This is a genomic window from Nonomuraea candida (assembly GCF_000725485.1).
GTDB classification, from domain to species: domain Bacteria; phylum Actinomycetota; class Actinomycetes; order Streptosporangiales; family Streptosporangiaceae; genus Nonomuraea; species Nonomuraea candida.
This window is the reverse complement of sequence record NZ_JOAG01000036.1, coordinates 41097-62838: the sequence shown is the minus strand read 5'-3', so window position 1 is coordinate 62838 and position 21742 is coordinate 41097. Positions and strand designations below refer to the sequence as shown.

The 21742-nt window shown below is 72.1% G+C and carries 23 protein-coding genes, 1 pseudogene and 1 riboswitch; of the genes and pseudogenes, 8 read left to right on the top strand and 16 right to left on the bottom strand.

Annotated elements, in window-relative coordinates:
• Positions 1-254 precede the first annotated feature (254 nt).
• Together IO39_RS58095 and IO39_RS56180 are read left to right on the top strand one after the other, a co-directional pair.
• Positions 255-368 (top strand): annotated as a pseudogene (locus tag IO39_RS58095) (pirin family protein); the annotation flags it as partial.
• A 38-nt stretch (positions 369-406) separates the two neighbouring features.
• Entirely contained in the window at positions 407-556 is a 150-nt protein-coding gene (locus IO39_RS56180) for a hypothetical protein (RefSeq protein ID WP_169789143.1), read from the top strand.
• Between the two features lie 72 nt (positions 557-628).
• On the opposite strand, the gene IO39_RS30590 is transcribed toward IO39_RS56180, so the two are convergent.
• From IO39_RS30590 to ngcE, 4 genes are all read right to left on the bottom strand, one after another.
• Entirely contained in the window at positions 629-1180 is a 552-nt protein-coding gene (locus IO39_RS30590) for a superoxide dismutase family protein (protein ID WP_169789147.1), read from the bottom strand.
• A gap of 157 nt (positions 1181-1337) precedes the next feature.
• Complete coding sequence (locus IO39_RS30585; protein ID WP_043630214.1) at positions 1338-2207, bottom strand: carbohydrate ABC transporter permease; 870 nt, start codon at positions 2205-2207, stop codon at positions 1338-1340.
• 2 nt (positions 2208-2209) lie between these two features.
• A complete protein-coding gene (locus IO39_RS30580; protein WP_043630212.1) occupies positions 2210-3124 on the bottom strand; it encodes a carbohydrate ABC transporter permease in 915 nt (304 codons plus the stop codon).
• 3 nt (positions 3125-3127) lie between these two features.
• Positions 3128-4525 carry an N-acetylglucosamine/diacetylchitobiose ABC transporter substrate-binding protein gene (ngcE, locus tag IO39_RS30575; RefSeq protein ID WP_245642391.1) on the bottom strand — a complete coding sequence of 466 codons (1398 nt, stop codon included), beginning with the start codon at positions 4523-4525 and terminating at the stop codon, positions 3128-3130.
• A 195-nt stretch (positions 4526-4720) separates the two neighbouring features.
• Between ngcE and IO39_RS30570 the strand changes: the two genes are divergently transcribed.
• Entirely contained in the window at positions 4721-5983 is a 1263-nt protein-coding gene (locus tag IO39_RS30570) for an alkyl sulfatase dimerization domain-containing protein (protein ID WP_052423565.1), read from the top strand.
• Between the two features lie 158 nt (positions 5984-6141).
• Here IO39_RS30570 and IO39_RS30565 read toward each other — a convergent pair whose 3' ends face one another.
• From IO39_RS30565 to IO39_RS30555, 3 genes are all read right to left on the bottom strand, one after another.
• The gene (locus IO39_RS30565; RefSeq protein WP_043630209.1) at positions 6142-6771 is read right to left on the bottom strand and encodes a LysE family translocator; all 630 of its coding nucleotides are present in this window, start codon (positions 6769-6771) and stop codon (positions 6142-6144) included.
• A gap of 185 nt (positions 6772-6956) precedes the next feature.
• Complete coding sequence (locus IO39_RS30560) at positions 6957-8174, bottom strand: aminotransferase class III-fold pyridoxal phosphate-dependent enzyme (RefSeq protein WP_043630208.1); 1218 nt, start codon at positions 8172-8174, stop codon at positions 6957-6959.
• 19 nt (positions 8175-8193) lie between these two features.
• Positions 8194-9111 carry a carbohydrate kinase family protein gene (locus IO39_RS30555; protein WP_043630205.1) on the bottom strand — a complete coding sequence of 306 codons (918 nt, stop codon included), beginning with the start codon at positions 9109-9111 and terminating at the stop codon, positions 8194-8196.
• 54 nt (positions 9112-9165) lie between these two features.
• Between IO39_RS30555 and IO39_RS30550 the strand changes: the two genes are divergently transcribed.
• Both IO39_RS30550 and IO39_RS30545 read left to right on the top strand, forming a co-directional pair.
• Positions 9166-9750 (top strand): TetR/AcrR family transcriptional regulator, encoded by a 585-nt coding sequence (locus IO39_RS30550; protein ID WP_043630203.1) that lies wholly within the window; start codon positions 9166-9168, stop codon positions 9748-9750.
• A gap of 19 nt (positions 9751-9769) precedes the next feature.
• Positions 9770-10396, top strand: a complete 627-nt coding sequence (locus IO39_RS30545; RefSeq protein WP_043630202.1) for a class II aldolase/adducin family protein — start codon at positions 9770-9772, stop codon at positions 10394-10396.
• 72 nt (positions 10397-10468) lie between these two features.
• Here the strand turns inward: IO39_RS30545 and IO39_RS30540 are convergent, their stop codons facing one another.
• Positions 10469-12040, bottom strand: coding sequence for a DUF885 domain-containing protein (locus IO39_RS30540; RefSeq protein ID WP_052423564.1), 1572 nt, complete (start codon positions 12038-12040; stop codon positions 10469-10471).
• A gap of 22 nt (positions 12041-12062) precedes the next feature.
• Between IO39_RS30540 and IO39_RS30535 the strand changes: the two genes are divergently transcribed.
• On the top strand, positions 12063-13274 hold the full coding sequence (locus IO39_RS30535) for a DUF4032 domain-containing protein (protein WP_211267227.1): 1212 nt from the start codon (positions 12063-12065) through the stop codon (positions 13272-13274).
• A gap of 3 nt (positions 13275-13277) precedes the next feature.
• Here the strand turns inward: IO39_RS30535 and IO39_RS30530 are convergent, their stop codons facing one another.
• From IO39_RS30530 to IO39_RS53110, 3 genes are all read right to left on the bottom strand, one after another.
• Positions 13278-14129 carry an alpha/beta fold hydrolase gene (locus IO39_RS30530; protein WP_043630201.1) on the bottom strand — a complete coding sequence of 284 codons (852 nt, stop codon included), beginning with the start codon at positions 14127-14129 and terminating at the stop codon, positions 13278-13280.
• A gap of 84 nt (positions 14130-14213) precedes the next feature.
• Entirely contained in the window at positions 14214-15017 is an 804-nt protein-coding gene (locus tag IO39_RS58090; RefSeq protein WP_245642389.1) for a hypothetical protein, read from the bottom strand.
• Between the two features lie 188 nt (positions 15018-15205).
• A riboswitch (cyclic di-AMP (ydaO/yuaA leader) is annotated at positions 15206-15340 on the bottom strand.
• Between the two features lie 164 nt (positions 15341-15504).
• Complete coding sequence (locus IO39_RS53110; protein WP_084773784.1) at positions 15505-15705, bottom strand: DUF5302 domain-containing protein; 201 nt, start codon at positions 15703-15705, stop codon at positions 15505-15507.
• 212 nt (positions 15706-15917) lie between these two features.
• Between IO39_RS53110 and IO39_RS30520 the strand changes: the two genes are divergently transcribed.
• Together IO39_RS30520 and IO39_RS30515 are read left to right on the top strand one after the other, a co-directional pair.
• On the top strand, positions 15918-16901 hold the full coding sequence (locus IO39_RS30520; RefSeq protein ID WP_063765371.1) for a rod shape-determining protein: 984 nt from the start codon (positions 15918-15920) through the stop codon (positions 16899-16901).
• Positions 16902-16930: 29 nt separating this feature from the next.
• Positions 16931-17443: a VOC family protein gene (locus IO39_RS30515; protein WP_043630199.1), complete on the top strand. Its 513-nt coding sequence runs from the start codon at positions 16931-16933 to the stop codon at positions 17441-17443.
• 12 nt (positions 17444-17455) lie between these two features.
• Here IO39_RS30515 and IO39_RS30510 read toward each other — a convergent pair whose 3' ends face one another.
• From IO39_RS30510 to IO39_RS30490, 5 genes are all read right to left on the bottom strand, one after another.
• Positions 17456-17800, bottom strand: coding sequence for an STAS domain-containing protein (locus IO39_RS30510; RefSeq protein ID WP_043630197.1), 345 nt, complete (start codon positions 17798-17800; stop codon positions 17456-17458).
• Between the two features lie 259 nt (positions 17801-18059).
• Positions 18060-19274, bottom strand: coding sequence for an ABC transporter permease (locus IO39_RS30505; protein ID WP_043630195.1), 1215 nt, complete (start codon positions 19272-19274; stop codon positions 18060-18062).
• Positions 19275-19362: 88 nt separating this feature from the next.
• Positions 19363-20058 carry an ABC transporter ATP-binding protein gene (locus tag IO39_RS30500; protein ID WP_157549090.1) on the bottom strand — a complete coding sequence of 232 codons (696 nt, stop codon included), beginning with the start codon at positions 20056-20058 and terminating at the stop codon, positions 19363-19365.
• Positions 20059-20066: 8 nt separating this feature from the next.
• Positions 20067-21194 carry an efflux RND transporter periplasmic adaptor subunit gene (locus IO39_RS30495; RefSeq protein WP_245642387.1) on the bottom strand — a complete coding sequence of 376 codons (1128 nt, stop codon included), beginning with the start codon at positions 21192-21194 and terminating at the stop codon, positions 20067-20069.
• Positions 21195-21199: 5 nt separating this feature from the next.
• Positions 21200-21739: a hypothetical protein gene (locus IO39_RS30490; RefSeq protein ID WP_043630189.1), complete on the bottom strand. Its 540-nt coding sequence runs from the start codon at positions 21737-21739 to the stop codon at positions 21200-21202.
• Between the last annotated feature and the right edge of the window lie 3 nt (positions 21740-21742).

Genomic DNA, 21742 nt, shown 5'->3' with positions numbered 1-21742 from the left:
CGGGTGGAATAGTTGAAAATAAATCGGGTTGTGGCGGGCAGATTCCGCTGCAAGGAGCGCGACATGCCCGCCGTGACCGTTGAGAACCCGCTCACCCTCCCCCGCCTGCCCGAGCCGGCGGCCGGGACGCCGGGTCGCAAGGTGCTCGCCGTCGAGACCGCGCCGAGCGGCTTCGAGGGCGAGGGCTTCCCGGTGCGCCGGGCGCCGGCCGCCATCAAGCCCGAGTACCTCGACCCGTTCGTGATGATGACCAGATGGGCGAGGTCGACTACGCGGCGGGCGAGCCCAAGGGGACGCCCTGGCATCCGCACCGCGGCTTCGAGGCCGTCACGTACATGATCGACGGCGTGATGCACCACCTCGACTCCAACGGCGGCGGCGGGACGATCACCAACGGCGACACGCAGTGGATGACCGCCAGCGCGGGACCGTGGGCGAGGAGCGGCGCCCGCTGCACGGCGGGCAGTTGGCCGTCTCCACGAAGGCGGAGCTGGTGCAGGCGTTCGAGGACTTCAAGGCGGGCCGGCTCGGCGCCATCCCCGCCGGGCACGCCTGACCCTGCTCTCCCGCCCGGCCAGGACCGCCCCCAGGCGGGAGGTCCTGGCCGCCGGCGGGACGGCGTGGGGTCTCAGGCGTCCTCTTTCAGGGTCAGGCAGGCGACGCGGTCGCCGGCCTGGCCAGCCTGGGGGCCGGAGGTGACGGTGGGCTTGGCGTGGATGACGAGCGAGCCGGGCAGCTTGTCACGCTCCAGCACCCAGTTCTGGCGGGCGCTGGAGCGGCCCACGCCCTCGCCGTCGGTGGTGAAGTCGAGCCAGACCTCGCTCTGCGGATTGATCTGGCCCGGGTGGTGCTGGTAGTGCGGGCCCGAGTCGGCCGGCTTCTTGCCGCAGGGCTTGGCGTGCAGGTGGGAGCCGTAGCGGCGGTCGGGCAGCAGGCCCTCCACGACCAGCGAGGTGCGGGTCTCCCCGCGGCCCGACTCGACGGTGACGCTGGCCTGCGCGCCCTGAGGGGCGAGCTTGCGGTCGTGGGCGATGGCCGCGGTGTCGCCCTCAGTGAACTCCCCGGCGGAGTGGAGATTGATCGTCTCGTCGGGCGCGGTCTTGACGTTCTGGACCGGGGCCGGCGGGCCGGCGCAGCCTCCGGCCAGCGCGGTCAGAAGGACGAGCAGAGATGCGGGCACGCGCATGAGACCCCCCACGGTTGGAGTCCCTCCGGCATGAGGACTCCGAGAGGTCACCCACTCTAACGAGTGACCGCCCCGATACGTACGGTCATCGCATCCTGGGGTGTCCCGTTTCCCCGCGCCCCCGCCGGGAGCCGGGCCGGACGACGCAAGGTCACTTCAGGGCGCCGGAGCCGAGGCCCGACTGGATCTGCCGCTGGAAGATGATGTAGACGACCATGACGGGGAGGATGGTGATGGACAGGGCCGCGAACAGGCCCGGCCAGTCCGCCTCATAGCCGGCCATGGTGGAGATCCGGGCGATGCCCTGGGTGAGCACCCACTTGTCCGGGGCCCCGGCGAGGAGGACGAGGGGCAGGAGATACTGGTTCCACTGCCCGAGCACGTTGAAGATCGTGATGCTGACCAGGCCGGGCCTGGCCATCGGCACCATGATCTGGAAGAACGTGCGGGTGTGCGAGGCGCCGTCGATCAGGGCCGCCTCGGCGACGGCCGCCGGCAGCGTGCGGAAGAAGGCCGCCAGGAAGAACACCGTGAACGGCAGCGAGTACGCGATGTAGACCAGCACCAGCCCCACGTGCGAGTTGAGCAGCCCGAACTGCCTGACCACGAAGAACAGCGGCCCGAGCGCCAGGAAGACCGGGAAGGCCAGGCCGGCCACGAAGTAGTAGTAGACGAGCCTGCTGCCGACGAAGCGGTAGCGCGCCAGCACGTACGCCGCCATCGACCCGAAGAGCATGGTGCCCGCCGTGCCGAAGAAGACGACGATGACGGTGTTGAGCATGTACTGCCCGATGTGCGCCTTGTCCCAGGCCCGGCCCCAGGAGTCCAGCCGCAACGCCCCCGGCAGTTGCAGCGGGTCGCCGAAGATCTCGGTGTTGTTCTTGAACGAGGCGAGGAACGTCCACAGCAGCGGCACGATGATCAGCAGGGCCCAGACCGCCAGCGCCACGTGGGAGAGCCCGCTCAGCACGCCCGGCCGGGGCCGGTCCATGCGCCGGGGGGCCGTTGTCCGCGGGGCCATCTCTACAGCTCCACCCTCTCGCGCCTGGTCGTACGCAACGTCAGCACCGCGAACGTCACGGTGAGGAAGAACAGCGCCACGCCCATCGCGGACGCGTACCCGACCTTCTGGTAGGAGAAGGCGGTGTTGTAGATGGTGATCGGCAGGATGGTGGTGGCCCCGTCGGGCTCGCCCTTCTCCCCCGCCAGCACCTGGATGAGCGCGAACCCGTCGAAGGCCGCGATGCCCAGGTAGATCCAGCCGACCTGGACGGTGTCGCGCAGCAGCGGCAGCGTGATCGAGAAGAACAGCCGGACGCGGTTGGCGCCGTCCAGGGCGGCGGCCTCGAAGTAGTCCTTGGGGATGGCCGCCATGCCCGCCGAGAACAGCACCACGTAGAAGCCGACCGCCTGCCAGACCATCACCGCGATGATCGACCACAGGGCGAGGTCCGGCTCGGTGAGCCAGCCGACCGGCGCGACGCCGAACCGGGCCAGCACGCCGTTGATGACGCCGTCCTCGTCGGGCCGGTAGACGGCCTGGAACAGCACCCCGACCACGGCCACGGCCAGGACCTGGGGGAAGAAGAACACCACCCGGTAGAACCCCGACCCCCAGACGCCGCGCATGCCGGCCCCGCGCGTGCCGCCGCCGAGGTTGAGCAGGAAGGCGAGGAACAGCGCGATGACGATCGTGGTGAGCGGCAGCGCCAGCAGCAGGATGCCGTGGTTGCGCAGGGCCCGCCAGAAGACCTCGTCACCGAACAGCCGGCCGAAGTTGTCCAGCCCCACGTACCGCACGATCGAGCTGTAGCCGTTCCAGCTCGTCAGCGAGAGCTGGAACGCCTGGGCGTAGGGGCTGATCACGAAGACCGTGTAGAGCGTGAGGGGGACGGCCAGGAACCCGGCGACGAACCCGTACTTGCGCAACCGCTCCATCGGCTACTGGCTCCGCGTCTGCTTGGTGATCGCGTCGTCCTTCTTGACGTCGTCGGCCTTCTTCTGCATCCGGGCGCAGAACTCGGCGGGTGTGATCCGGCCGGCCATCACCACGTTGATCTGCTCGGTGCCGTAGTCGAACAGCTCCTTGTACCAGCCCTCGAAGCGCGCCTCGGTGATGATGTTCTGGCCCGCCTTGTCCTGGGCCCTGGCCGCGCTCAGGAGGCCGGCGGGCAGGTCCACGCCCTCGGCGGCGCCGTTGACGACGGTGACGTTCTTGGTCTTCTCCGTGAAGCGGCGCGCGCCCTCCTTGGAGAGCATGATGCGCAGGTACTCCAGGCCGCCCTGCGGGTTCTCGCCCTTGGCGGCGACCACGAAGTTCTCGCCCACGCCCACCTGGATGGCGCCGTACGGCATCTTGTCGGCGCCGGTGACCTCGGGGATGGGGGCGATGGCGTACTCGAAGTCGTCCGGGATGTCCTTGACCATCTCGTTCTCGATCCAGGAGCCCACGGGATAGAACAGCACCTTGTTCTGGAGCTGCTTGATCTGGGTCTGGGTGTGGTCGAGGCCGAAGTACGCCTTGTCGCCGTATTTCGTCTGGACGTCCACCCAGACGGTGACCGCCCGCTGCATCGGCTCGGCGGTCCAGGCGTTGTCCACCAGGTTGTCGATGTCGAGGATGACCTGGTTGCCGCCGATCTTGGCGGCGGTGTAGAGCACGTTCCAGAGCTGGTAGTACGGCCCCTTCTGCCCGGGGTAGGCGAAGAGCAGGATGCCCTCCTTCTTGGCCGTCTCCCCCAGCGCCGTGAACTCCTGCCAGGTCGCCGGCACCTTCCAGCCCTTGGCGGCGAACAGCTTGGCGTTGTACCAGAGCGCCCGGTGGGAGACGGTGTAGTTCAGCACCAGGTTCTTGCCCGTGACCAGGGCGTTGGCGAGCACGGCCGGCGTGACGGTGTCGCGCACCTTCTTGGCGGGGTCGTCGACCGATGGCGCGTCGAACAGCGGGGTCAGGTCGGCGAGGTGGCCCTCGGCGGCCAGCGCGGCCAGGTCCATCGACTTGGGGCCGGAGTTGTTGATCACGTCGGGCGCGTCGCCGCCGACCAGGCGCGGGCGCAGCAGCGTGCCGATCTCCTGGGTGGCGGTGTGGGTGACGGTGACGCCGGGGAAGGCCTGCTTGTAGAGCGCCTCGTGCACCTCCTTGGCGTACGCGTCGCCGTACGCGCCGCTGAAGATGACCACTTCCAGCGCCTTCTTGGCGTCCACGCCGAACGGGTTGCGCGGGTCCGCCGAGGCCGGGAGCGAGGTGGACGGCGTGGCCGCCGGCTCGCCTCCGCCCGTGCCGGCGGTGGCGCAGGCGCTCAGCACGCCCGCGCCGGGGCCGGCGGCGAGCGCGGTCATACCGATCCGCCTTAAGAGCTGACGCCGCGTGATCTCACCCGGGTGGGTCATGAGGGCTCCTAGATTAGGAAAGTTTCCTAAACGTTTGCCCCGCAACGTACGGAGGGGCTCCGACGCGCGTCAAGGGGGTGCGATCGAGACGTGACCTTGCCGTGATGACTTGCTGGAACGAGATTCTAGAAGCAGAGTGGGCACATGATTGAGGAGTACGCGGAGCGGGTGTGGCTCGGGGAGTCCGACGACAGCATCGCCGACGCCGGCCTGGAGGACGAGGGCGTCGTCACGATCACCGACGGGTTGGGCTGGTGGCCGGGGTTCGGCAACGTGATCGTCTTCGAGACGGAGGGCGAGCTGCTGCTCTTCGACACCAGCAGCCCCTTCTCCGCCGGCCGGCTGCACCAGGACGTCCGCGCCTGGTCCCGGGCGCCGCTCACCACCGCCTTCTACTCGCACGGCCACATCGACCACGTCTTCGGCACCGGGCCGTTCGAGGAGGAGGGCCCGCGCGCCACCGTCTACGCCCACCGGGCGGTCGGCGACCGCTTCGAGCGGTACCTGCTGACCAGCGGCTACAACGCGGTGATCAACCAGCGCCAGTTCCAGGCGCCCGGCCTGCGCTGGCCGACCGCCTACCGCCACCCCGACGTCACCTACACCGACACGCTCACCGTGCGGCGCGGCGCGCTCACCTTCGACCTGTCCCACGCCAAGGGCGAGACGGACGACGCGACCATCGGGTACGTGCCCGAGCACCGCCTGCTGCTGCCCGGCGACCTGTTCATCTGGGTGACGCCCAACTGCGGCAACCCGCAGAAGGCGCAGCGTTACCCCCGGGAATGGGTGCACGCCCTGCGCCGGATGGCGGCCATGGACGCCGAGATCATGCTGCCCGGCCATGGCGCCCCGATCTTCGGCCGCGACCGCATCCGGCAGGCGCTGCTGGAGACGGCCGAGTGGCTGGACTCGCTCGTCACGCAGACGCTCGGCCTGCTCAACGCGGGCGCGCGGCTCGACGAGATCGTGCACGCGGTACGCCCGCCGGCGCACCTGTCCGACCGGCCCTACCTCCGGGCGCGGTATGACGAGCCGGAGTTCGTCGTACGCAATCTGTGGCGGCTCTACGGCGGCTGGTACGACGGCAACCCCGCCCATCTCAAACCGGCGCCCGAGGCGGTGCTGGCCAGATCCGTGGCCGGGCTGGCGGGCGGTCCCGGGGCCCTCGCGGACGCCGCGCTGAAGGCCCTGTCCGACGGCGACGAGCGGCTGGCCGGGCATCTGGCGGAGCTGGCCGCCCTGGCGGCTCCCGACGACGCGGGCGTGCACCGCGTCCGCGCGGAGGTCTTCTCGGCCCGGGCGGCGAACGAGCTCTCGCTCATGGCCAAGGGCGTCTTCACCTGGGCCGCCTCCGAGTCCGGCCGCCGCGCCTCGGACGCGCCGCCGGAGCCGCCCGGACGCTGAGCGGCCGTCGTCGAGCCCGCCTCAGGCCGCCCGGCCGCCGTTCCTCAGGCCGCCCGGCCGCCGTTCCTCAGGCCGCCCGGCCGCCGTTCCTCAGGCCGCCCGGCCGCCGTTTCTCAGGCCGCCCGGCCGCCGTCCCCCAGACGGCGGCCGGAGGCGGCTCAGCCGAGGTCGTCGGCGGCGAGCAGCCCGGCCAGGCCCAGGAAGCAGGCGCCGGTGCCGAGATCGACCCGGCGCCGGGTCCTGGCCGGCAGGCCGGTCGCGCCGATGCGGCTGCCCAGCCCGATGTAGCCGAGCCCCACGACCAGCTCGACGAGCAGGTAGGCCGCGCCGAGCAGGGCGAGCTGCCCGTCGAGGTCCGCGGCGGGCCCGCCGGTGAACTGGGGCAGCAGGGCGGCGAACAGCAGCATCGCCTTCGGGTTGCTGATCGCCACCCCGAACTCGCCGGCCACCACCGGCCACACACCCCTGTCCGCGGCCCGCCCCAGCTCGGCCTGCGCGACCGGCTCCCTGGCCGCCCGCCGCAGGGTGGCGATGCCGATCCACGCGAGATAGGCGACGCCGAACCACTTGAGCACCGTCAGCGCGGTGGAGGAGGTGGCCAGCATCGTCCCGAACCCGGCCACCACCAGCCCGATGAAGATCACGAACGCGGCCAGCCGGCCGAGCACCCCGGCCAGCGCGTACAGGGCGCCGTGCCGCACGGCGTTGCGCAGGCCGAGCAGCTGGTTGGCCCCGGGGATCAACGACACCATGAGGGCCGCGGGCACGAACCCCACCCAGTTGATCATGTCCGCTTCCTCATAGTTACAGGCTATTCGCCGTAATCCTCCAATCAAGCCGGGCCCCGTACAGGAACGGCCGGACGGAAGGAGCTTTCGGGAGCGGGGGCGCCCGCGTCCCCGCCACGAACGGGGACGGCGGGCGCGGCCTCGGTGCGGCCTCGGTGGGGCCTCGGTACCGCCTCGGCGCGCCCTCAGCCGAAGTGGGCGCGGGTCTCCGCGAACGCGCGGTCCGTGCCCTCCAGGGCGGCCGCCACGTCGGCCTCGGTGTGGGCCGCCGACATGAACCAGTTGTGCCAGGGGTGCAGGTAGACGCCGTGGCGCAGGCAGGCGGCGCTCCAGTGCATCGCCACCGACAGGTCGGCGTCGCCGTCGAAGCTGAGCCACGGGATCGTCACCGGGCCGGTCTGGTCGACGGTGAAGCCGTGCGCCTTGGCCTGGGCGTACAGGCCCTCCCTGAGCTGCGTGCCCGCCCGTTCCATGGCGGCGATGCCGTCCTCGTCGCGCAGCGTCTCGATGGTGGCCTTGGCGGCGGCCATCGCGACCGCCGAGAACCAGAACGAGCCGGTGGAGTAGAGCGTCTGGGCGGCGCCGCGCAGCGCGTCGGTCCCGGTGACGGCGGCGATCGGGTAGCCGTTGGCCATCGCTTTCGACCAGGCGGTCAGGTCGGGCCGCACCCCGTACGGCTCCCAGGACCCGCGCAGGTCGATCCGGAAGCCTGCCCGCACGTCGTCGATCACCAGGGCCGCCCCGAGCCGGTCCGCCAGCGCCCTGGCGCCCCGCGCGAAGGCGGGCTCCACCAGCTCCTGGTCCTCGAACGAGTCGTGCTTGAAGGGCGTGACGATGATCGCCGCCACGTCGCCCTCGACGGTGGCCGCGGCGGCCTCCAGGGACTCCAGCGAGTTGTAGGTGAACTCGACCAGGTCCGCCCGCTCGCTGGGCGTCGTGCCCGCCGGGGAGGGCGTGCACCAGGGGTCGGCCCCGTGGTAGGCGCCGTGCGCCATCAGCACCTTCGTGCGGCCGGTGGCGGCCCTGGCGACCATGAGGGCCTGGGTGGTGGCGTCCGTGCCGTTCTTGGAGAACATCGCCCAGTCGGCGCTCGGCACGGTGTCCACCAGCAGCTCCGCCAGCTCGACCATGATCTCGCCGGGGCCGTTGAGGCAGTCGCCGAGCGCGGCCTGGCGGGCGGCGGCCTCCTCGACGCGCGGGTGCCGGTGGCCCAGCACCACCGGGCCCCAGCTGCACATGAAGTCGATGTAGCCGCGGCCGTCCACGTCCCACTGCCGGCAGCCTTCGCCGCGCTCGAAGAACTGGGGGTAGCCGGGGGCGAAGATGGCCGCGTTGAGGTGGCCGTACATGCCGCCGGGGACGACTTTGGCGGCGCGCTGCCGCAGGACGGCGTCTGAAGTCATGGAGGGGTCCTCAAGGGGGCTAGGAGAGGAGGGCGAGGGTGGAGTCGAGGTCGGTGAGGCCGGCGTCGGAGCCGAGGCCGGTGGCGACGCGGGCGGCGGCGGCCGTGCCCCAGCGGGCGGCGTCCGTCACGTCGCGGCCGTGCAGCAGGCCGGTGAGGAAGCCGGCGCAGTACGCGTCGCCGCAGCCCGTGGTGTCGGCGACCTCCGTCTTCAGCGCGGGCACCCGCTCCGCGCCCGCCCCGGTCACCACCAGGCTGCCGGCCGCGCCGAGGGTGACCAGCACGCCGCGCGGCCCGTCGGCGAGCAGCGCGCGGGCGGCCGCCTCGACGTCCTGCTCGCCGCTCATCGCGAGGACCTGGGTCTCGTTGGGCAGGACGTAGTCGACGTGGGGCAGGAACGCGCGGGCCATCGCCAGCAGGTCGGGCATCTCCGACAGCAGGTCCATCGTGACGATGGCGCCCGAGGCCCGCAGCTCGTCGAGGAGCCCGAAGAAGGCCGGGTCGCCGAGGCCGAACGTGACGTCCATCCCGCCCAGGTGCACGGCCCTGGCCTGCCGTAACACGGCCTGGTCGAGGTCGGCGGGGGTCACGCTGAGGTTCGCGCCGGGGACGTGGAAGCTGGGACGCCCGCCGTCGGGCCTGATGGGCAGGATCGAGGCCGCCGTCTGCTCCCCCGCCCTGCGCACCAGCCGGGAGGCGTCCACGCCCCGCTTGGCCAGCACCATCAGCAGGAAGTCGGCGAGCTCGTCGTCGCCGACCGCGCCCATGGTGACCACGTCGTTGCCCAGCTTGACCAGGTCGACCGCCGTGCCCGCGGCGGCGCCGGCGGCGGTGAGGCGGATCTGCTCGACCAGCACGGTGTCCTGGCCCTCGGGGATGTGATCGACGGGCCTGGTGAGGATGTCGACGATGTGGACGCCGACTGTGACGACGGTCATGGTTTATATAGACAGACGTCCGACTAAAAAGTCAATGAGCAGAGGAGGCCGCCGATGCCGAAGATCGTCGATCACGACGAGCGCCGGCGCGAGGTCCTGTCAGCGGCCCGCCGGGTGATCGTCAGGGACGGCATCGACGCGGCCACCACGCGCGCCATCGCCAAGGAGGCGGGCTGCTCCAACGGGGTGCTCACCCACTACTTCGCCGACAAGGACGAGATCCTGCTGTCCGCGCTGCGCCAGTCGCACCAGCGCATCCGCGCCCGGCTGACGCGCAAGGCCGAGGGCGTGACGGGGCTGGCGGCGCTGCGGGAGGTGCTGCTGGACAACCTGCCGCTGGACGGCGAGCGCACCCGGGAGACGCGGCTGGAGGTCAGCTTCTGGAGCCGGAGCCTGGCCTCGGAGCGGCTGGCCGAGGTGCAGCGGGCCGAGGCGGGCGAGCTGCGCGCCGCCGTACGCGGGCTGCTGGCCCGGGCCAGGGCCGACGGCGAGCTGCGCACGGACGAGAACCTGGACGACCTGGCCGAGCGGCTGCTCGCCCTGGTCGACGGCCTCAGCCTGCACCTGCTGCTCTACCCCGACCGGCTGCGGCGGGCCGACGTGGAGCGCATCATGCTGGCCACCCTGGACGGCCTGTGATCGGCTACATTCCAGACATATGAGCCTTCGCGAGCAACTGTGCGAGTACGGCCGCCGCGCCGTCGAGCTGGGCCTGGTCATCGGCACCTCGGGCAACCTCAGCGTCCGCGAGGGCGACCTGGTCGCGGTCACCCCGTCGGGCGTCGCGCTCGACCGGCTGACGCCCGAGTCGTGCCCGGTCGTGGACCTGACGGGCCGGCGGGTGGAGGGCGAGCTGCGGCCCTCCAGCGAGACCCCCATGCACCTGGCCGTCTACGAGACCACCGACGCGCGGGCCATCGTGCACACGCACTCGGTGTTCGGGACGGTGGTGGCCACGACGATGACCGAGCTGCCGCCCGTGCACTACAACGCGCTGCTGCTCGGCGGGACGGTCAGGGTGGCGGAGTACGCCACGTACGGCACGCCCGAGCTGGCCGCGAACGTGCGCGCCGCGCTGGAGGGCGGCAAGCGGGCCGCCCTGATGGCCAACCACGGCGGGATGACCCTCGGGGCGACGCTGGAGGAGGCGTTCGAGGCCACCCGGCTGCTGGAGTGGTTGTGCGAGGTGTACGTCAGGGCGCTCGGCGTCGGCAAGCCGACCGTCCTCACGGAGGATCAGCTCGCCGCCGTCGTCGACCGCATGCTCAACCCGCCCCCGCTCTGAGCGAACGCCCCGCCCGCCCGGAGGCCCCGCCCGGCCCGCCCCCGCGCTCTGAGGCGGAGGCGGGACGCGCCGCTACTTCGCCAGGGCGGCCTGCTCGGCCAGCCCGAGCGGGAGCCCGCCCGACCCGGCGATCCGGTCGTGGAACTCCTTCAGCGAGCCCTGGAACGACGCGCGGATGCGGTCGATCTCGATGGCGCCCGTCAGGTAGGAGGGCGCCTGGGTGGGCCAGGCGCAGTAGCGGTTGACCTCGCCCTGCGCGGTCCCGGGCGACAGCGACGCCTTGGTGGCCATGAACGTCTCGGCCTCCTCGATCGACATGTCCTCGCAGTGCAGCGCGGTGTCCACCACGATCCTGGCGGCCCGGAAGATGCGGCAGTCCAGGTGGGCCAGCTCGGTGGCGGGGGTGTCGAAGTAGCCCTGCTCGTGCAGCATCTTCTCGACGTACAGGGCCCAGCCCTCGGTGAAGTACGGCGTCCTGAAGACCTTCCTGACCGTCCGCGGGTTCTCCGCCATGTACGACAGGTGCCAGTGGTGCCCCGGGTAGGCCTCGTGCACGGCGATCGAGGGCATCTGGGCCCGCGAGTTCGTCCGCAGCCGCTGCCGCACCTGCTCGGCGGTGAAGTCGTCCGGCGTGTACGGCACGAAGAACACGCCCTTCCGCGAGGAGCTGAGCGGCGGCGGGGACAGGTAGTGGGCCACGGACAGGACCGGCCGGCTGTACTCGGCCGACGGCAGCACCTGGCACTCCTCGCCCTCGGCGAAGGTGACCAGGTCCCGCTCCCTGACGAAGTCGCGCGCCCGCAGGGTCTCGGCCTCGTACTCGGTCCGCATGTCGGCCAGCGTCTCCGGGTGGTCGTCCATGAGGGACTCCATGGCCGCCCGCCAGTCCTGGGTGCCGTTGACCCGGACGGCCACCTCGCGCATGCGCGCGTCCAGCTCCGCCCAGGCGGCCTTGCCCTTCTCGTGCAGCTCGGCGGCGCCGTATCCGAGCAGCTCGCGCTCGCGCAGCAGGGTGGAGTAGAGCCGCTCCCCCATGCGCCAGGTGCCGCCGCACTCGAAGCCTTCCAGGAAGGTCACGAGGTCGTCGAACGCCCGCGCGGCCGGCTCGGCGGCGGCGGCCAGCTTGGCGCGCAGGGCCTCGTCGGCGACCATGGCCGGGATCGTGCGGGTCAGGAAGTTGCGGCCGGTGCGCGCCTGGCCCAGGCCGCGCTGGACCAGCAGCGGGGCGGCGAGGTCGGGGTCCAGGTTCGCGCGGCAGGCGGCCAGCACGCCGGGCACCTCGGCCAGGCGGAGCAGGGCCGCGGCGACCAGCTCGGGCTCGGGCTTGAGCCGGTGCTGGAAGGGCGCGTACAGGGAGCCGAAGACCGCCCCGAGGTAGACGCCGGGGTCGCGGCGCCACTCGGGCCAGGCGGCCATCGCGATCGAGCCCCGCAGTTGCGACAGGACGAGGTCTCTGTCTATGGCGTCGTCGAGTGTGGGGGCCTCGGCGGCCGACAGGCGTTCGAGCCAGAGGATCTGCTCCCGCTCACGAGCCTGCCAGGCGGAGGCGGTGAAATCGCCGAGGGTGTGATCGTAACCGTCGGCCCCCAGGAGGGCGGCGACGACGGGACGGTCAGAAAAGTACCACTTGAGAAACTCGTCCACCGGTGCACCATATCCTGTGCAAATGCCCCTGCAGATCACTGGCGCGCTAGGCGACCCTGACCTGATCCGCCTCCCCTGGGAGACCCCTCTGGAAGAGTGGCCCCAGCACCATCTGGTCGATCTCCCGCGCGGCATCTCCCGGCACGTGGTGCGGTTCGCCCGGCTGTCCGGCAAGGTGTACGCGATCAAGGAGATCAGCGAGCGCTACGCCAGGCGGGAGTATCAGCTCCTGTGGGACCTGGCCCGGCTCGACGCCCCGGCCGTGGAGCCGGTCGCGTACGTCACCGGCCGCGAGAACGGCCTCGACGCCGCACTGATCACCCGGCACCTGCAGTTCTCGCTCCCCTACCGCGCGGTCATGTCCGGCACCCTGCGCCCCGACACGCTCACCCGCCTGCTGGACGCGCTGGCCGTGCTGCTGGTGCGGCTGCACCTGAACGGCTTCTACTGGGGCGACTGCTCGCTGTCGAACACGCTGTTCCGCCGGGACGCGGGGGCCTTCGCGGCCTACCTGGTGGACGCCGAGACCGGCGAGATGCACCCGATGATCAGCGAGGGGCAGCGGCTGACCGACATCGACAACGCCCACACCAACATCTTCGGCGAGATGCTCGACCTGGAGGCCGGCGGGCTGCTGCACCCGTCGATCGACCCCATGGAGACCGCCGAGGACATCGTCGCCCGCTACCACCGCCTGTGGAACGAGATCAACGAGAGCGAGATCATCGACGAGGTGGACTGGCACCGCGTCGAGCAGCGCATCAGGCGGCTGAACCTGCTGGGCTTCGACGTGGCCGAGATGATGGTGCGGCGCAAGGTCGGCACCGGCCGGCTGATCGTGCGGCCCAAGGTCGTGGACGCCGGGCACCACCAGCGGCGGCTGCTCCGCCTGACCGGGCTCGACGTGGAGGAGAACCAGGCGCGGCGGCTGCTCAACGACCTCGACGGGTTCCGGGTGGCCAAGGGGCTGCGGCACGAGGACGAGGCCATAGTGGCGCACCGGTGGCTGGCGGAGGTGTTCCAGCCGACCGTCGACTCCATCCCCGTCGAGCTGCGCGGCAAGCTGGAGCCCGCGCAGCTCTTCCACGAGATCCTGGACCACCGCTGGTACCTGTCGGAGCAGGAGGGCGCCGACGTGGGCCTGACGGCGGCGGCGAAGTCCTACGTGGACAACGTGCTGATCCACAAGCCCGACGAGCGGGCCCTGCTCCCCGACGACCCCCAGGCCCCGTAGTGGTCAGCTCGCCGAGCCGGTGAGCTTGGTGATCTCGGCGACCAGGTCGGGCCAGAGCGCGCGCGGCAGGTCGTGCCCCATCCCCGGGTACGTCACCAGCCGCGCCCCCGGCACCGCCGCCGCCGTGGCCCGGCCGCCCGCCACCGGGACCAGCGCGTCCGCCTCGCCGTGCACCACCAGCGTGGGCACGCGCACCCCGGCCAGCGCCTCCGTGCGGTCGCCCGAGGCCATGATCGCGGCCAGTTGCCTGGCCACGCCCGCCGGGTCGTGGCAGCGGTCGTAGGCCAGCCCGGCCAGCTCGGCGACCTTCTCCCGGTCCAGCTCGTAACCGGGCGAGCCGATGACCGACCACGTGCTCACCGCCTGCTCCATCGCCTGCCGCCGGTCGGCGGCGGGCTTGCGGAACAGCACGGCCGACGCGGCCTCCGTCGGCGGCGCGACGGAGGGGCCGGTGGTGGACATGATCGAGGTCAGGGTCAGCACGCGCGCGGGGTGGCGGATGGCCAGCGTCTGGGCGATCATCCCGCCCATCGAGGCGCCCACCACGTGGGCGGCCGGCCAGCCGAGCGCGTCCATGAGCGCCGCGGCGTCGTCGGCCAGATCGTCCAGCAGGTACGGCGGGGGCGTCCCCGGCGCGGGGACGCCGTGCTCGTGGAGGTGCGTGGACAGGCCGGCGTCGCGGTTGTCGAACCGTACGACGTGGTGTCCGCGCTCCACCAGGAGCTCGCAGAGCCCTTCGTCCCACTGGATGAGCTGGGCGCCGAGTCCCATGATGAGGAGCAGGGGACGGCCCGAGGGGGAGCCGAAGCTCTCGTAGGCGATGTGGATGCCGTTCGCGGCTACGCGGGTGGTCACGGAGAACAGAATGACATTCTACTAATAACCCCGTAAAGCACGCGGGCGAAGCGCGGGCGAAGCGCGGGAAAGCCGCGCGGCGGGTCAGCGCTTGAGGAGGGTGCGGAGGCGCTCGCCGCCGAGCACCACGCCGCCGCCGGCCACGGCCAGGGCGCCGGCCATCAGCGCGCCGCCGACGACGCCGGACTCCTGGGCGCCGGCCTCCTCGGCGCCCGCCACATCGGAACCGGCCGCGTCAGAACCGGCCGCGCCGGCGCGGACGCTCGCGGAGGCGGGGGCCTCGACGAGCCTGCCGCCGCCCTGCGCGGCCTCCTCCGAGGGCTCCTCGGCCGGCGGGGTGGCCGGGTTCCGGTCGCGCTCGGCCCAGGCGCGGGTGGAGAAGGGCACCGGGTGGTTCTTCTTGCCGGGGCCGTCGCCCCACTTGGTGATGACGTACTCGACGTCGATGTGGCCCTTGCCGCCGTTGCCGTCCACGCCCAGCGTGCCGGGGTTGAACCTGCCGCCGGTCAGCTCGGCGAAGGTCTTGGCGTCGAGGTCCAGCATGATGCCCCGGTTGGAGGGCTCGCCCGGCCCGCGGTCACCCACGAAGAACGGCATCTTCTTGCCGTCGTAGAGCACGTAGCCCTCGGTCAGCAGCGGCCAGCTCGGGCTGGCGGCCAGCCCCTTCTGCATCGGCTTGCCGCTGGCCGGCATGCCCGTGTCACCGGCGCGGCCGGAGCCGTCGTCCCAGAAGTACGAGGCCGTGGTCGAGCCCTTGAGCAGGATCTTCTCTTCCGTGTCGGAGCCGGCGCCGGGGTCGGCGTGGGCGGCCGTCGCACCGATCGTCAGGGCGCTGACGGCGGTGGCGGTGAGCATGGCGAGGGAACGCAGGCCAGAACGAGCAGACATGAAGTAGCAAACCCTTCACGAGGGGACAGGGAGGTTGCACTCATCGGGGGAAAGCGCGCAGCGCGCCAGGGGCACCCGGCGTTCGCCACGCGGAGCGCAAGATACGAGCCTTCAGGGAAGGGGGCCGCTCAGAAGGCGGCCGTCAGGACGCGGTCCGGGGGTACGACGCGCTGCTGCATGGGTAAGTTTTGTCCTCTCCATCACGCCTACCGGGTTAGCTGACGGGTTCGGGCGTGGAGATGCCCTACCGGCACGCGGCCGGATTCACCCCAACGAGGTGGGTCCCCGGTTCCCGACTGCTCGGGATTCGGCGCCAACCGGCCGTCCATCTTGGGTAAGGACTCGGTCACCGGCTGGTAATGGCGATTACTCTAACTACGGAAACGGACACTCGCAAACGATTCACCATGAATCGGTCGAAAGATCTACCTACGTCGGCAAAGAGAAAGGGGGCACGGCATGCCGTACCCCCAGCGAAATTCCAGCCTCAGCCGCCGCTCTTGCGCCTGAACGATCGCTTACTCGCAGCCGGACCGTGCGCCCCGTGAATCTTCGATGGGTCGACGCCCCTGCCACCCGCGCCTGATCCCGCCTGCTGGTTGCGCTTGCGCTCCAGCGCCTCGCGGAACTTGCGCTTCAGCTCGTCCTCGGGAGTTTCGCTGACTTCCGGCTCCGGTGTATCCGCCATGAGGACCTCCATGGTGTTGGGGACTATCACAGCTTCGCACGGAGCCGCTTATGACGCGAAACCGGGCTCAGCTCCGCGCTCCCGCCCCACGCGGAGGAGGGCCGCCGATCCCGGCGTTCGGGGGCGTCGGCGGCCCGGGCGCGAGGACGGGTAAAGGGGAACCGTTCCGTTCGTGGTGTTGGGTTGGAGCGGGCCGGGAAATAGGTCCGGCGATGAGACTCCTCGGTCGTGACCTGGCAATGGACCTGGGGGCGGCGAGCACGCGGATCTATGTCAAGCGCAAGGGCATCGTGCTCGACGAACCCTCGGCCGTCATGTGCGACGGCCGTACCGGCAAGATCATCGCGTACGGCGCGGAGGCCGCCGCCGTGGGCGTCGGCGGGCGCACGTGCTGGCCGGTGCGCGGCGGGCTGCCGGCCGACGCCGAGCTGGCCCGGCGCATGGTCCGGCACTTCCTGCGCAAGGTGCACTGGCATCCGTACGCCCGCCCGCGCCTGGTCATGGCGCTGCCGGGCGACTCCACGCCGATCGACAGGGCGGCGCTGCACGACGTGGCGTACGAGGCGGAGGCCAGGACCGTGCGGCTGGTGCCGCACGCGCTGGCGGCGGCGCTGGGCGCGGGGCTGCCGGTCACCGACTGCGCCGGGCACATGGTCATCGACATCGGCCGCGACACCGCCAGGATCGCGGTGCTGTCCGGGGAGTCCGTGGTCGCGGCCTCCTCCGTGCCCTACGGCGGGCAGGCCGTGAACCGGGCCGTCATCCGCCTCGTCGAACGCGAGCACGGGCTGCTGCTGGACGAGTCCGAGGCCGAGTCGGCCAAGCGCCGCGCGCACGACGGGGCCCGGGAGGTCGTGGTGCGCGGCCGGGACCGCGACACCGGCAGGGAACGCGAGCTGGCGGTGCCCGCGGGGCAGATCTTCGAGGCCGCCGGGCCGCCCGCCGAGTCGATCGCGCGGGCGGCGATGGAGACGGTGGAGCGCTGCCCCGCCGAGCTGGCGGCCGACCTCGGGGAGCGGGGCGTGATGCTGGTCGGCGGCGGGGCGCTGCTGCGCGGGCTCGGCCGGCGGCTGCGGGAGGCGCTGTGCATGCCGGTGCGGCGGGCGGAGCGCCCGCTGGAGTGCGTGGCGCTCGGGCTGGGCCGCTGCGTGGACGAGCTGGGCCTGATCGGCAGGTTCCGGAGCGGACGCGCATGACGGACGCCTCTCAGGACAGGAGACAGGCCATGACCGTCCGCGGCATCGACCACGTCGGGGTGACCGTGCCCGATCTCGACGCGGCCACCGAGTTCTTCGCCCGCGCGTTCGGCGCCGAGGTGCTCTACGACACCCTCCCCCGCGAGCGGGGGCCCAAGGGCGGGTGGGCGACCGAGCGGCGGCTCGGGGTGCCGCAGGGCACGGCCGAGGTGGCGGTGCGCATGTTGCGCCTGCCCAACGGGCCGGGGATCGAGCTGTTCGAGTTCAGCGGGCCGCGGCAGGCCGGCGCGGCGCTGCCGTGCGACCTGGGCTGGCAGCACGTCGCCCTGTACGTGGACGACCTGGAGGAGGCGCTGCGCCGGGCGACGGAGGCGGGCGCGGCGCGGCTGTCGGAGCCGGTGCCGCTGCCGGGGCCCGAGGCCGGCGAGCGCAACAGGTTCGTCTACTTCCGTACGCCCTGGGGCGCGACCGTCGAGCTGGTGAGCTACCCGGACCCGCAGGCGTACGAGAAGGAGACGGACCTGCGCCGCTGGCGTCCCTAGAGGCGCCCGGCGTCACGGGCACGGCCGCTCGGGGCCGACGCGGAGGCCGGGGACGTGCTCCCAGCCGGTCACCGACAGCAGGCGGCGCACCAGGGGCGAGACCGGGTCGAGGATCAGCTTCCGGTCCGGCGATAATCGCGCGGCGGCCGCGACGATCAGGCGCATGCCGCTCACGTCGATGAACGTCAGGCCCGCCAGGTCGAACCGGATGTCCTGGCTGCCCGCGTGCAGCGCCCAGTCGAGGACGCCCTGGAGCAGGGGACGGTTGCCGCGGTCGATCTCGCCGGCGATTCGCAGGCCGAAGGGGTGCGGAACGAGGGTGACGCGTACTCGGTCAGTTCTTTCGTCGAAGGTCATCCGGCTCCGGTGTGGGGCGTCGGCCGTACAAGTCGGGATCTGCCCCAGAAAGACGGATTTATTCGACGGCGATCGGCAGGCGTCCCTGCCCCTTTGTGCACTTGTGCGATGGACAGCTCGACGCCGACGCGCACGGCGTCGCGCGCCCGGGTGCCGGGCGCGCGACGGGCCCGCGGAGCTCACGGGCGGGGCCTCGGGCGAAGGCCGGGCCGGTGACGATCACCGTGCGGGCGGCGCTTGCGGACGGGAGGCCGTGGGGTCACGGCGTGGACAGGGCCTCCGTCGGGGACAGGCGGGAGGCGCGGACCGCGGGGTAGAGACCGGCGACCGCGCCGATGGCCAGCGTCGCGGCGAGGCCGCCCACGGTGGCCCAGGCGGGCACGACCGAGGGCCAGCCGCTGTAGAGCGCGTACCCCATGGTGACCCCCGAGCCGAGCAGGATGCCGCCGGCCCCGCCCATCGCGGACAGCAGCAGCGACTCGGCCAGGAACTGCGTACGGATCTGCCCCCTGGTCGCCCCGAGCGAGCGGCGCAGGCCGATCTCCGCGCGGCGTTCCAGCACCGAGATGACCATCGTGTTGGCCACCCCGACCCCGCCCACGAGCAGCGCCACCGCGCCCACGCCCAGGAGCAGGTTGGTGAAGGCCTCGCTGGTCGCCTTCTTGGCGGCCAGCGCGTCGGACGGGCGGGAGACGTCCACCTCGTTCGGCGCCTCCGGGTTCGCCGTGCCGGCCAGCACCTGGCGCACCGACTCCAGCTTGGCCTCCTCCGAGCGCGTGTAGAGCGTGGTCGGGTGGCCGTCGAAGCCGAGCCGCTCCTCCGCCACCGGCCAGCCCACCAGGACGCCCGCGTCCAGGTCGGTGGCCAGCGCCACCGGCTCCAGCACGCCGACGACCGTGAAGCGGACGCCGCCGACGACGATCTGCGTGTCGGGGCCCGCCGCCCCGATGCCGAGCCGCTGCGCGGCGTCCGCGCCGATCACGGCGGCCGGGTAGCGCTCGGTGGCCGCGTTCAGCCAGGTGCCGCTGCGCAGGGTCGCGCCGACCGTGGCCGGCAGGTCCAGGCGGGCCGCGTACGTGTTGAGCCCGCCCGTCTGGGCCTCCGGGATCTGCTCGGAGCGGTAGACCTTGGCCTCGGGCACCTTGCCGATGGACGAGACCGCCTCGACGGGCCCGATCCGCTCGATCATCGCCTCGGCGTCCACCGGCATCTGGGCCGCCTCGCCGGTGAGGGTGGAGCCCGAGGAGAGGGTGAGCAGGTTCGTGCCCAGCGCGGAGAGCTGGCGGTCCAGCTCGGCCCCCGAGGAGGACGAGAGCCCGACCACGCCCACCATGGCCGCGATGCCGATGGCGATGCCCAGCGCCGACAGGAACGCCCGCAGCGGCCGGGTCCGCAGGCCGACCGCGCCGACCCGCATCACGTCACGCGGCCGCATCCGGGCCGGATACAGCCGGGGCCGCTCGACACCCGTCATCACGCCACCCCCAGGTACGGCCGGGACCGCTCGACACCCGTCATCACGCCACCCCCGGGTACGGCCGCAGGCCGCTCGACACCTGTCATCACGTCACTCCTGATTCCACCGGCTCGGGCTCCCTGGCGGAGTCGGAGATGATCTCGCCGTCGCGCATCCGCACCTGCCGGGGAAGGCTGGCGGCGATCTCCCGGTCGTGGGTGATGATCACGATGGTGGTGCCGGCCGCGTTCAGCTCGTGCAGCAGCTCCATCACGCCGGTGCCCGAGACCGAGTCCAGCGCCCCGGTCGGCTCGTCGGCCAGGAGCAGCGGCGGGTCGCCCGCCACGGCCCTGGCGATGGCGACGCGCTGCCGCTCGCCGCCGGACAGCTCGTGCGGCTCGTGGTCCATGCGGTGCTCCAGCCCCACCCGCTTGAGCGCCGCCGCCGCGCGCCGGCGGCGTTCGGCCCTGCTCAGGCCGGTGTAGACCAGACCGTCGGCCACGTTGTCCAGCGCCGGGACCTTCGCGGCCAGGTGGAAGGACTGGAAGACGAAGCCGATCGTGGTGGCGCGCAGCGCCGAGAGCTGGTTGTCGGACAGCTCCGAGACGTCGTACCCGTCGATCCGGATGGTCCCGGAGGACGGCCGGTCGAGGGTGCCGACGACGTTGAGCATGGTCGACTTGCCCGACCCGGACGGCCCGACGATGGCGACCAGCTCGCCGTGGTCGATGCGCAGCGAGACGGACTTCAGCGCCGCCACCCCTCCCGGGTACGTCCTGGACACGTCGGTCAGAGCGATCATGGGGTGCGTCATTTCGGCATCCCCACGGTCATCCCCTCGCTGAGCCCGTCGCCGGACACCTCGACCCGCCCGCCGGCGAACAGGCCCGTCTCGACGGCGACGTACCGGGTGCCGCCGCCTTCGACGACCTCCAGGCCGAACCCGCCCTCCTGCAACGCCACCAGCGCCGCGACCGGCACCGTCAGCACGTCCTTGCGCTGGGAGGCGGTGAACGTGACGTCCACCGACGCCTTGTCCAGCTCCCTGGCCGCCTTCGCGTCGCCGATCGAGACCAGCGCCTCCACCCGCGTCTCCGGGTCCGCGTTCTGGCCCTCGCCCGGCACGATCACCGTGGCCACCTCCGTCACCTTGCCGCCGACGCTCTTGCCGTCGGGCAGCGTGACCTCGACCTTGGCGCCCTTCTTGGCCATCCGCTGGTCGTCGGCCTCCAGCTGGACCGTGATGACCTTGGATGTGCCCGTGTACGTCAGCACCTTCTGGCCGGGCTGCGCCGGCTGCCCCTCCTCGGCGTCCAGGCTCTCCACCCGCACCTTGCCGGGGGCGAAGACGACCCGGCCCAGCTCGACCACGCCGGTCTCGTCCAGGCCGCGGTCCTCCTGCCACTCCAGGACCGCCTGGTAGGTGTCGTAGGTGTACTCGTCGTCCACCGTGAAGCCGTCGTAGCCGAGCTTGCTGAGGTTGCGCTCCAGGTTCTCGACGTCCTTGCCCTCCGTACCGATCCTGAGGTCGCGGTAGGCGGGAGTGTCGCCGTACATGAGCACGACCGGCTTGTTGTCCAGCCGGTACAACGAGCGGCCCCGGCTGATCGTGGCGCCGCTCTCCGGCAGCCAGGTGATCGTGCCGGGACGGCGGGTCGTGGCCGTGGTGACCGGGCCGTAGCCGAGCTCGCCGTCGGCGTCCCTGGTGTCGTTCAGGGTCTGCCTGGTCACCGTCGTGGTGGCCGGCGGCAGGGCGGCGGCCGACCGCGTCGGTCCGGCGCCGCCCTCCAGCAGGCCCGTGCCGTTCACCGCGACGAGCCCGCCGCCCACCGCGGCCACCGCGATCAGGAGCCCGGCCACCAGCTTCCCCCGGCCGCCGCGGCGGCGCCGCCGGGGTGGCGTGGCCTCGGGCTCCGCCTTTCCGTCAAGGGTGGCCATGCCCATCAAGAACCTCCCATGCCGGCCTCGGCGGACTCCTTCTGGCACTTCTGCTGGGCGGACTCGAAGTCCGGGTCGTCGCCGACCTCGCCGGTGATGCGCATCATGCCGCCCTCGGGGTCGGGGTAGGCCTCGACGCCGTTGTCACGCATGCACTGGGCGAGCTTGCGCAGGTTCTCGGCCATCTTGGGGTCGCCGCCGTTCTTGCGCTGGCCGCTGGGGGCGTACTGCTTGCACGCCTCCTGGGCCGCCTGGACCTTCTCCTGCGGCGTGTTCTTGTCGAACTTCATCATGAACCGGCCGCTGGAGTCGGGGTCCGGCACGTCGACGCCGTTCTCCCGCATGCACTGGGCGAATTTGAGCCCCTGTTCCTGCGGGTTCGTGCTGGGTTTCGCGCCGGCCGCGGTCTGGCCCCCCGTGCCGCCGCTGACCGAGGCCACGTCCGATCCGCCGCCGCCGTCCCCGCCGCAGCCCGTCAGGAGCAGGGTGAGCGCTAGCGGGGCCGTGACCAGCGCGCTGGGCGCCCCGCCGCGGCGGCTTGCCACCGG

Bases quoted from the DNA above. Each gene is read 5' to 3' on its own strand.
- IO39_RS30535 (WP_211267227.1), top strand. From the start codon at position 12,063: ATGCCCCTGCAGATCACTGGCGCGCTAGGCGACCCTGACCTGATCCGC.
- IO39_RS30560 (WP_043630208.1), bottom strand. From the start codon at position 8,174: ATGACTTCAGACGCCGTCCTGCGGCAGCGCGCCGCCAAAGTCGTCCCC.
- IO39_RS30505 (WP_043630195.1), bottom strand. From the start codon at position 19,274: ATGACGGGTGTCGAGCGGCCCCGGCTGTATCCGGCCCGGATGCGGCCG.
- IO39_RS30510 (WP_043630197.1), bottom strand. From the start codon at position 17,800: ATGACCTTCGACGAAAGAACTGACCGAGTACGCGTCACCCTCGTTCCG.
- ngcE (WP_245642391.1), bottom strand. From the start codon at position 4,525: ATGACCGCGCTCGCCGCCGGCCCCGGCGCGGGCGTGCTGAGCGCCTGC.
- IO39_RS30580 (WP_043630212.1), bottom strand. From the start codon at position 3,124: ATGGAGCGGTTGCGCAAGTACGGGTTCGTCGCCGGGTTCCTGGCCGTC.
- IO39_RS30555 (WP_043630205.1), bottom strand. From the start codon at position 9,111: ATGACCGTCGTCACAGTCGGCGTCCACATCGTCGACATCCTCACCAGG.
- IO39_RS30545 (WP_043630202.1), top strand. From the start codon at position 9,770: ATGAGCCTTCGCGAGCAACTGTGCGAGTACGGCCGCCGCGCCGTCGAG.
- IO39_RS30495 (WP_245642387.1), bottom strand. From the start codon at position 21,194: ATGGCCACCCTTGACGGAAAGGCGGAGCCCGAGGCCACGCCACCCCGG.
- IO39_RS30515 (WP_043630199.1), top strand. From the start codon at position 16,931: ATGACCGTCCGCGGCATCGACCACGTCGGGGTGACCGTGCCCGATCTC.
- IO39_RS30565 (WP_043630209.1), bottom strand. From the start codon at position 6,771: ATGATCAACTGGGTGGGGTTCGTGCCCGCGGCCCTCATGGTGTCGTTG.
- IO39_RS30570 (WP_052423565.1), top strand. From the start codon at position 4,721: ATGATTGAGGAGTACGCGGAGCGGGTGTGGCTCGGGGAGTCCGACGAC.
- IO39_RS30500 (WP_157549090.1), bottom strand. From the start codon at position 20,058: ATGATCGCTCTGACCGACGTGTCCAGGACGTACCCGGGAGGGGTGGCG.
- IO39_RS58090 (WP_245642389.1), bottom strand. From the start codon at position 15,017: ATGTCTGCTCGTTCTGGCCTGCGTTCCCTCGCCATGCTCACCGCCACC.
- IO39_RS30550 (WP_043630203.1), top strand. From the start codon at position 9,166: ATGCCGAAGATCGTCGATCACGACGAGCGCCGGCGCGAGGTCCTGTCA.
- IO39_RS53110 (WP_084773784.1), bottom strand. From the start codon at position 15,705: ATGGCGGATACACCGGAGCCGGAAGTCAGCGAAACTCCCGAGGACGAG.
- IO39_RS30585 (WP_043630214.1), bottom strand. From the start codon at position 2,207: ATGGCCCCGCGGACAACGGCCCCCCGGCGCATGGACCGGCCCCGGCCG.
- IO39_RS30520 (WP_063765371.1), top strand. From the start codon at position 15,918: ATGAGACTCCTCGGTCGTGACCTGGCAATGGACCTGGGGGCGGCGAGC.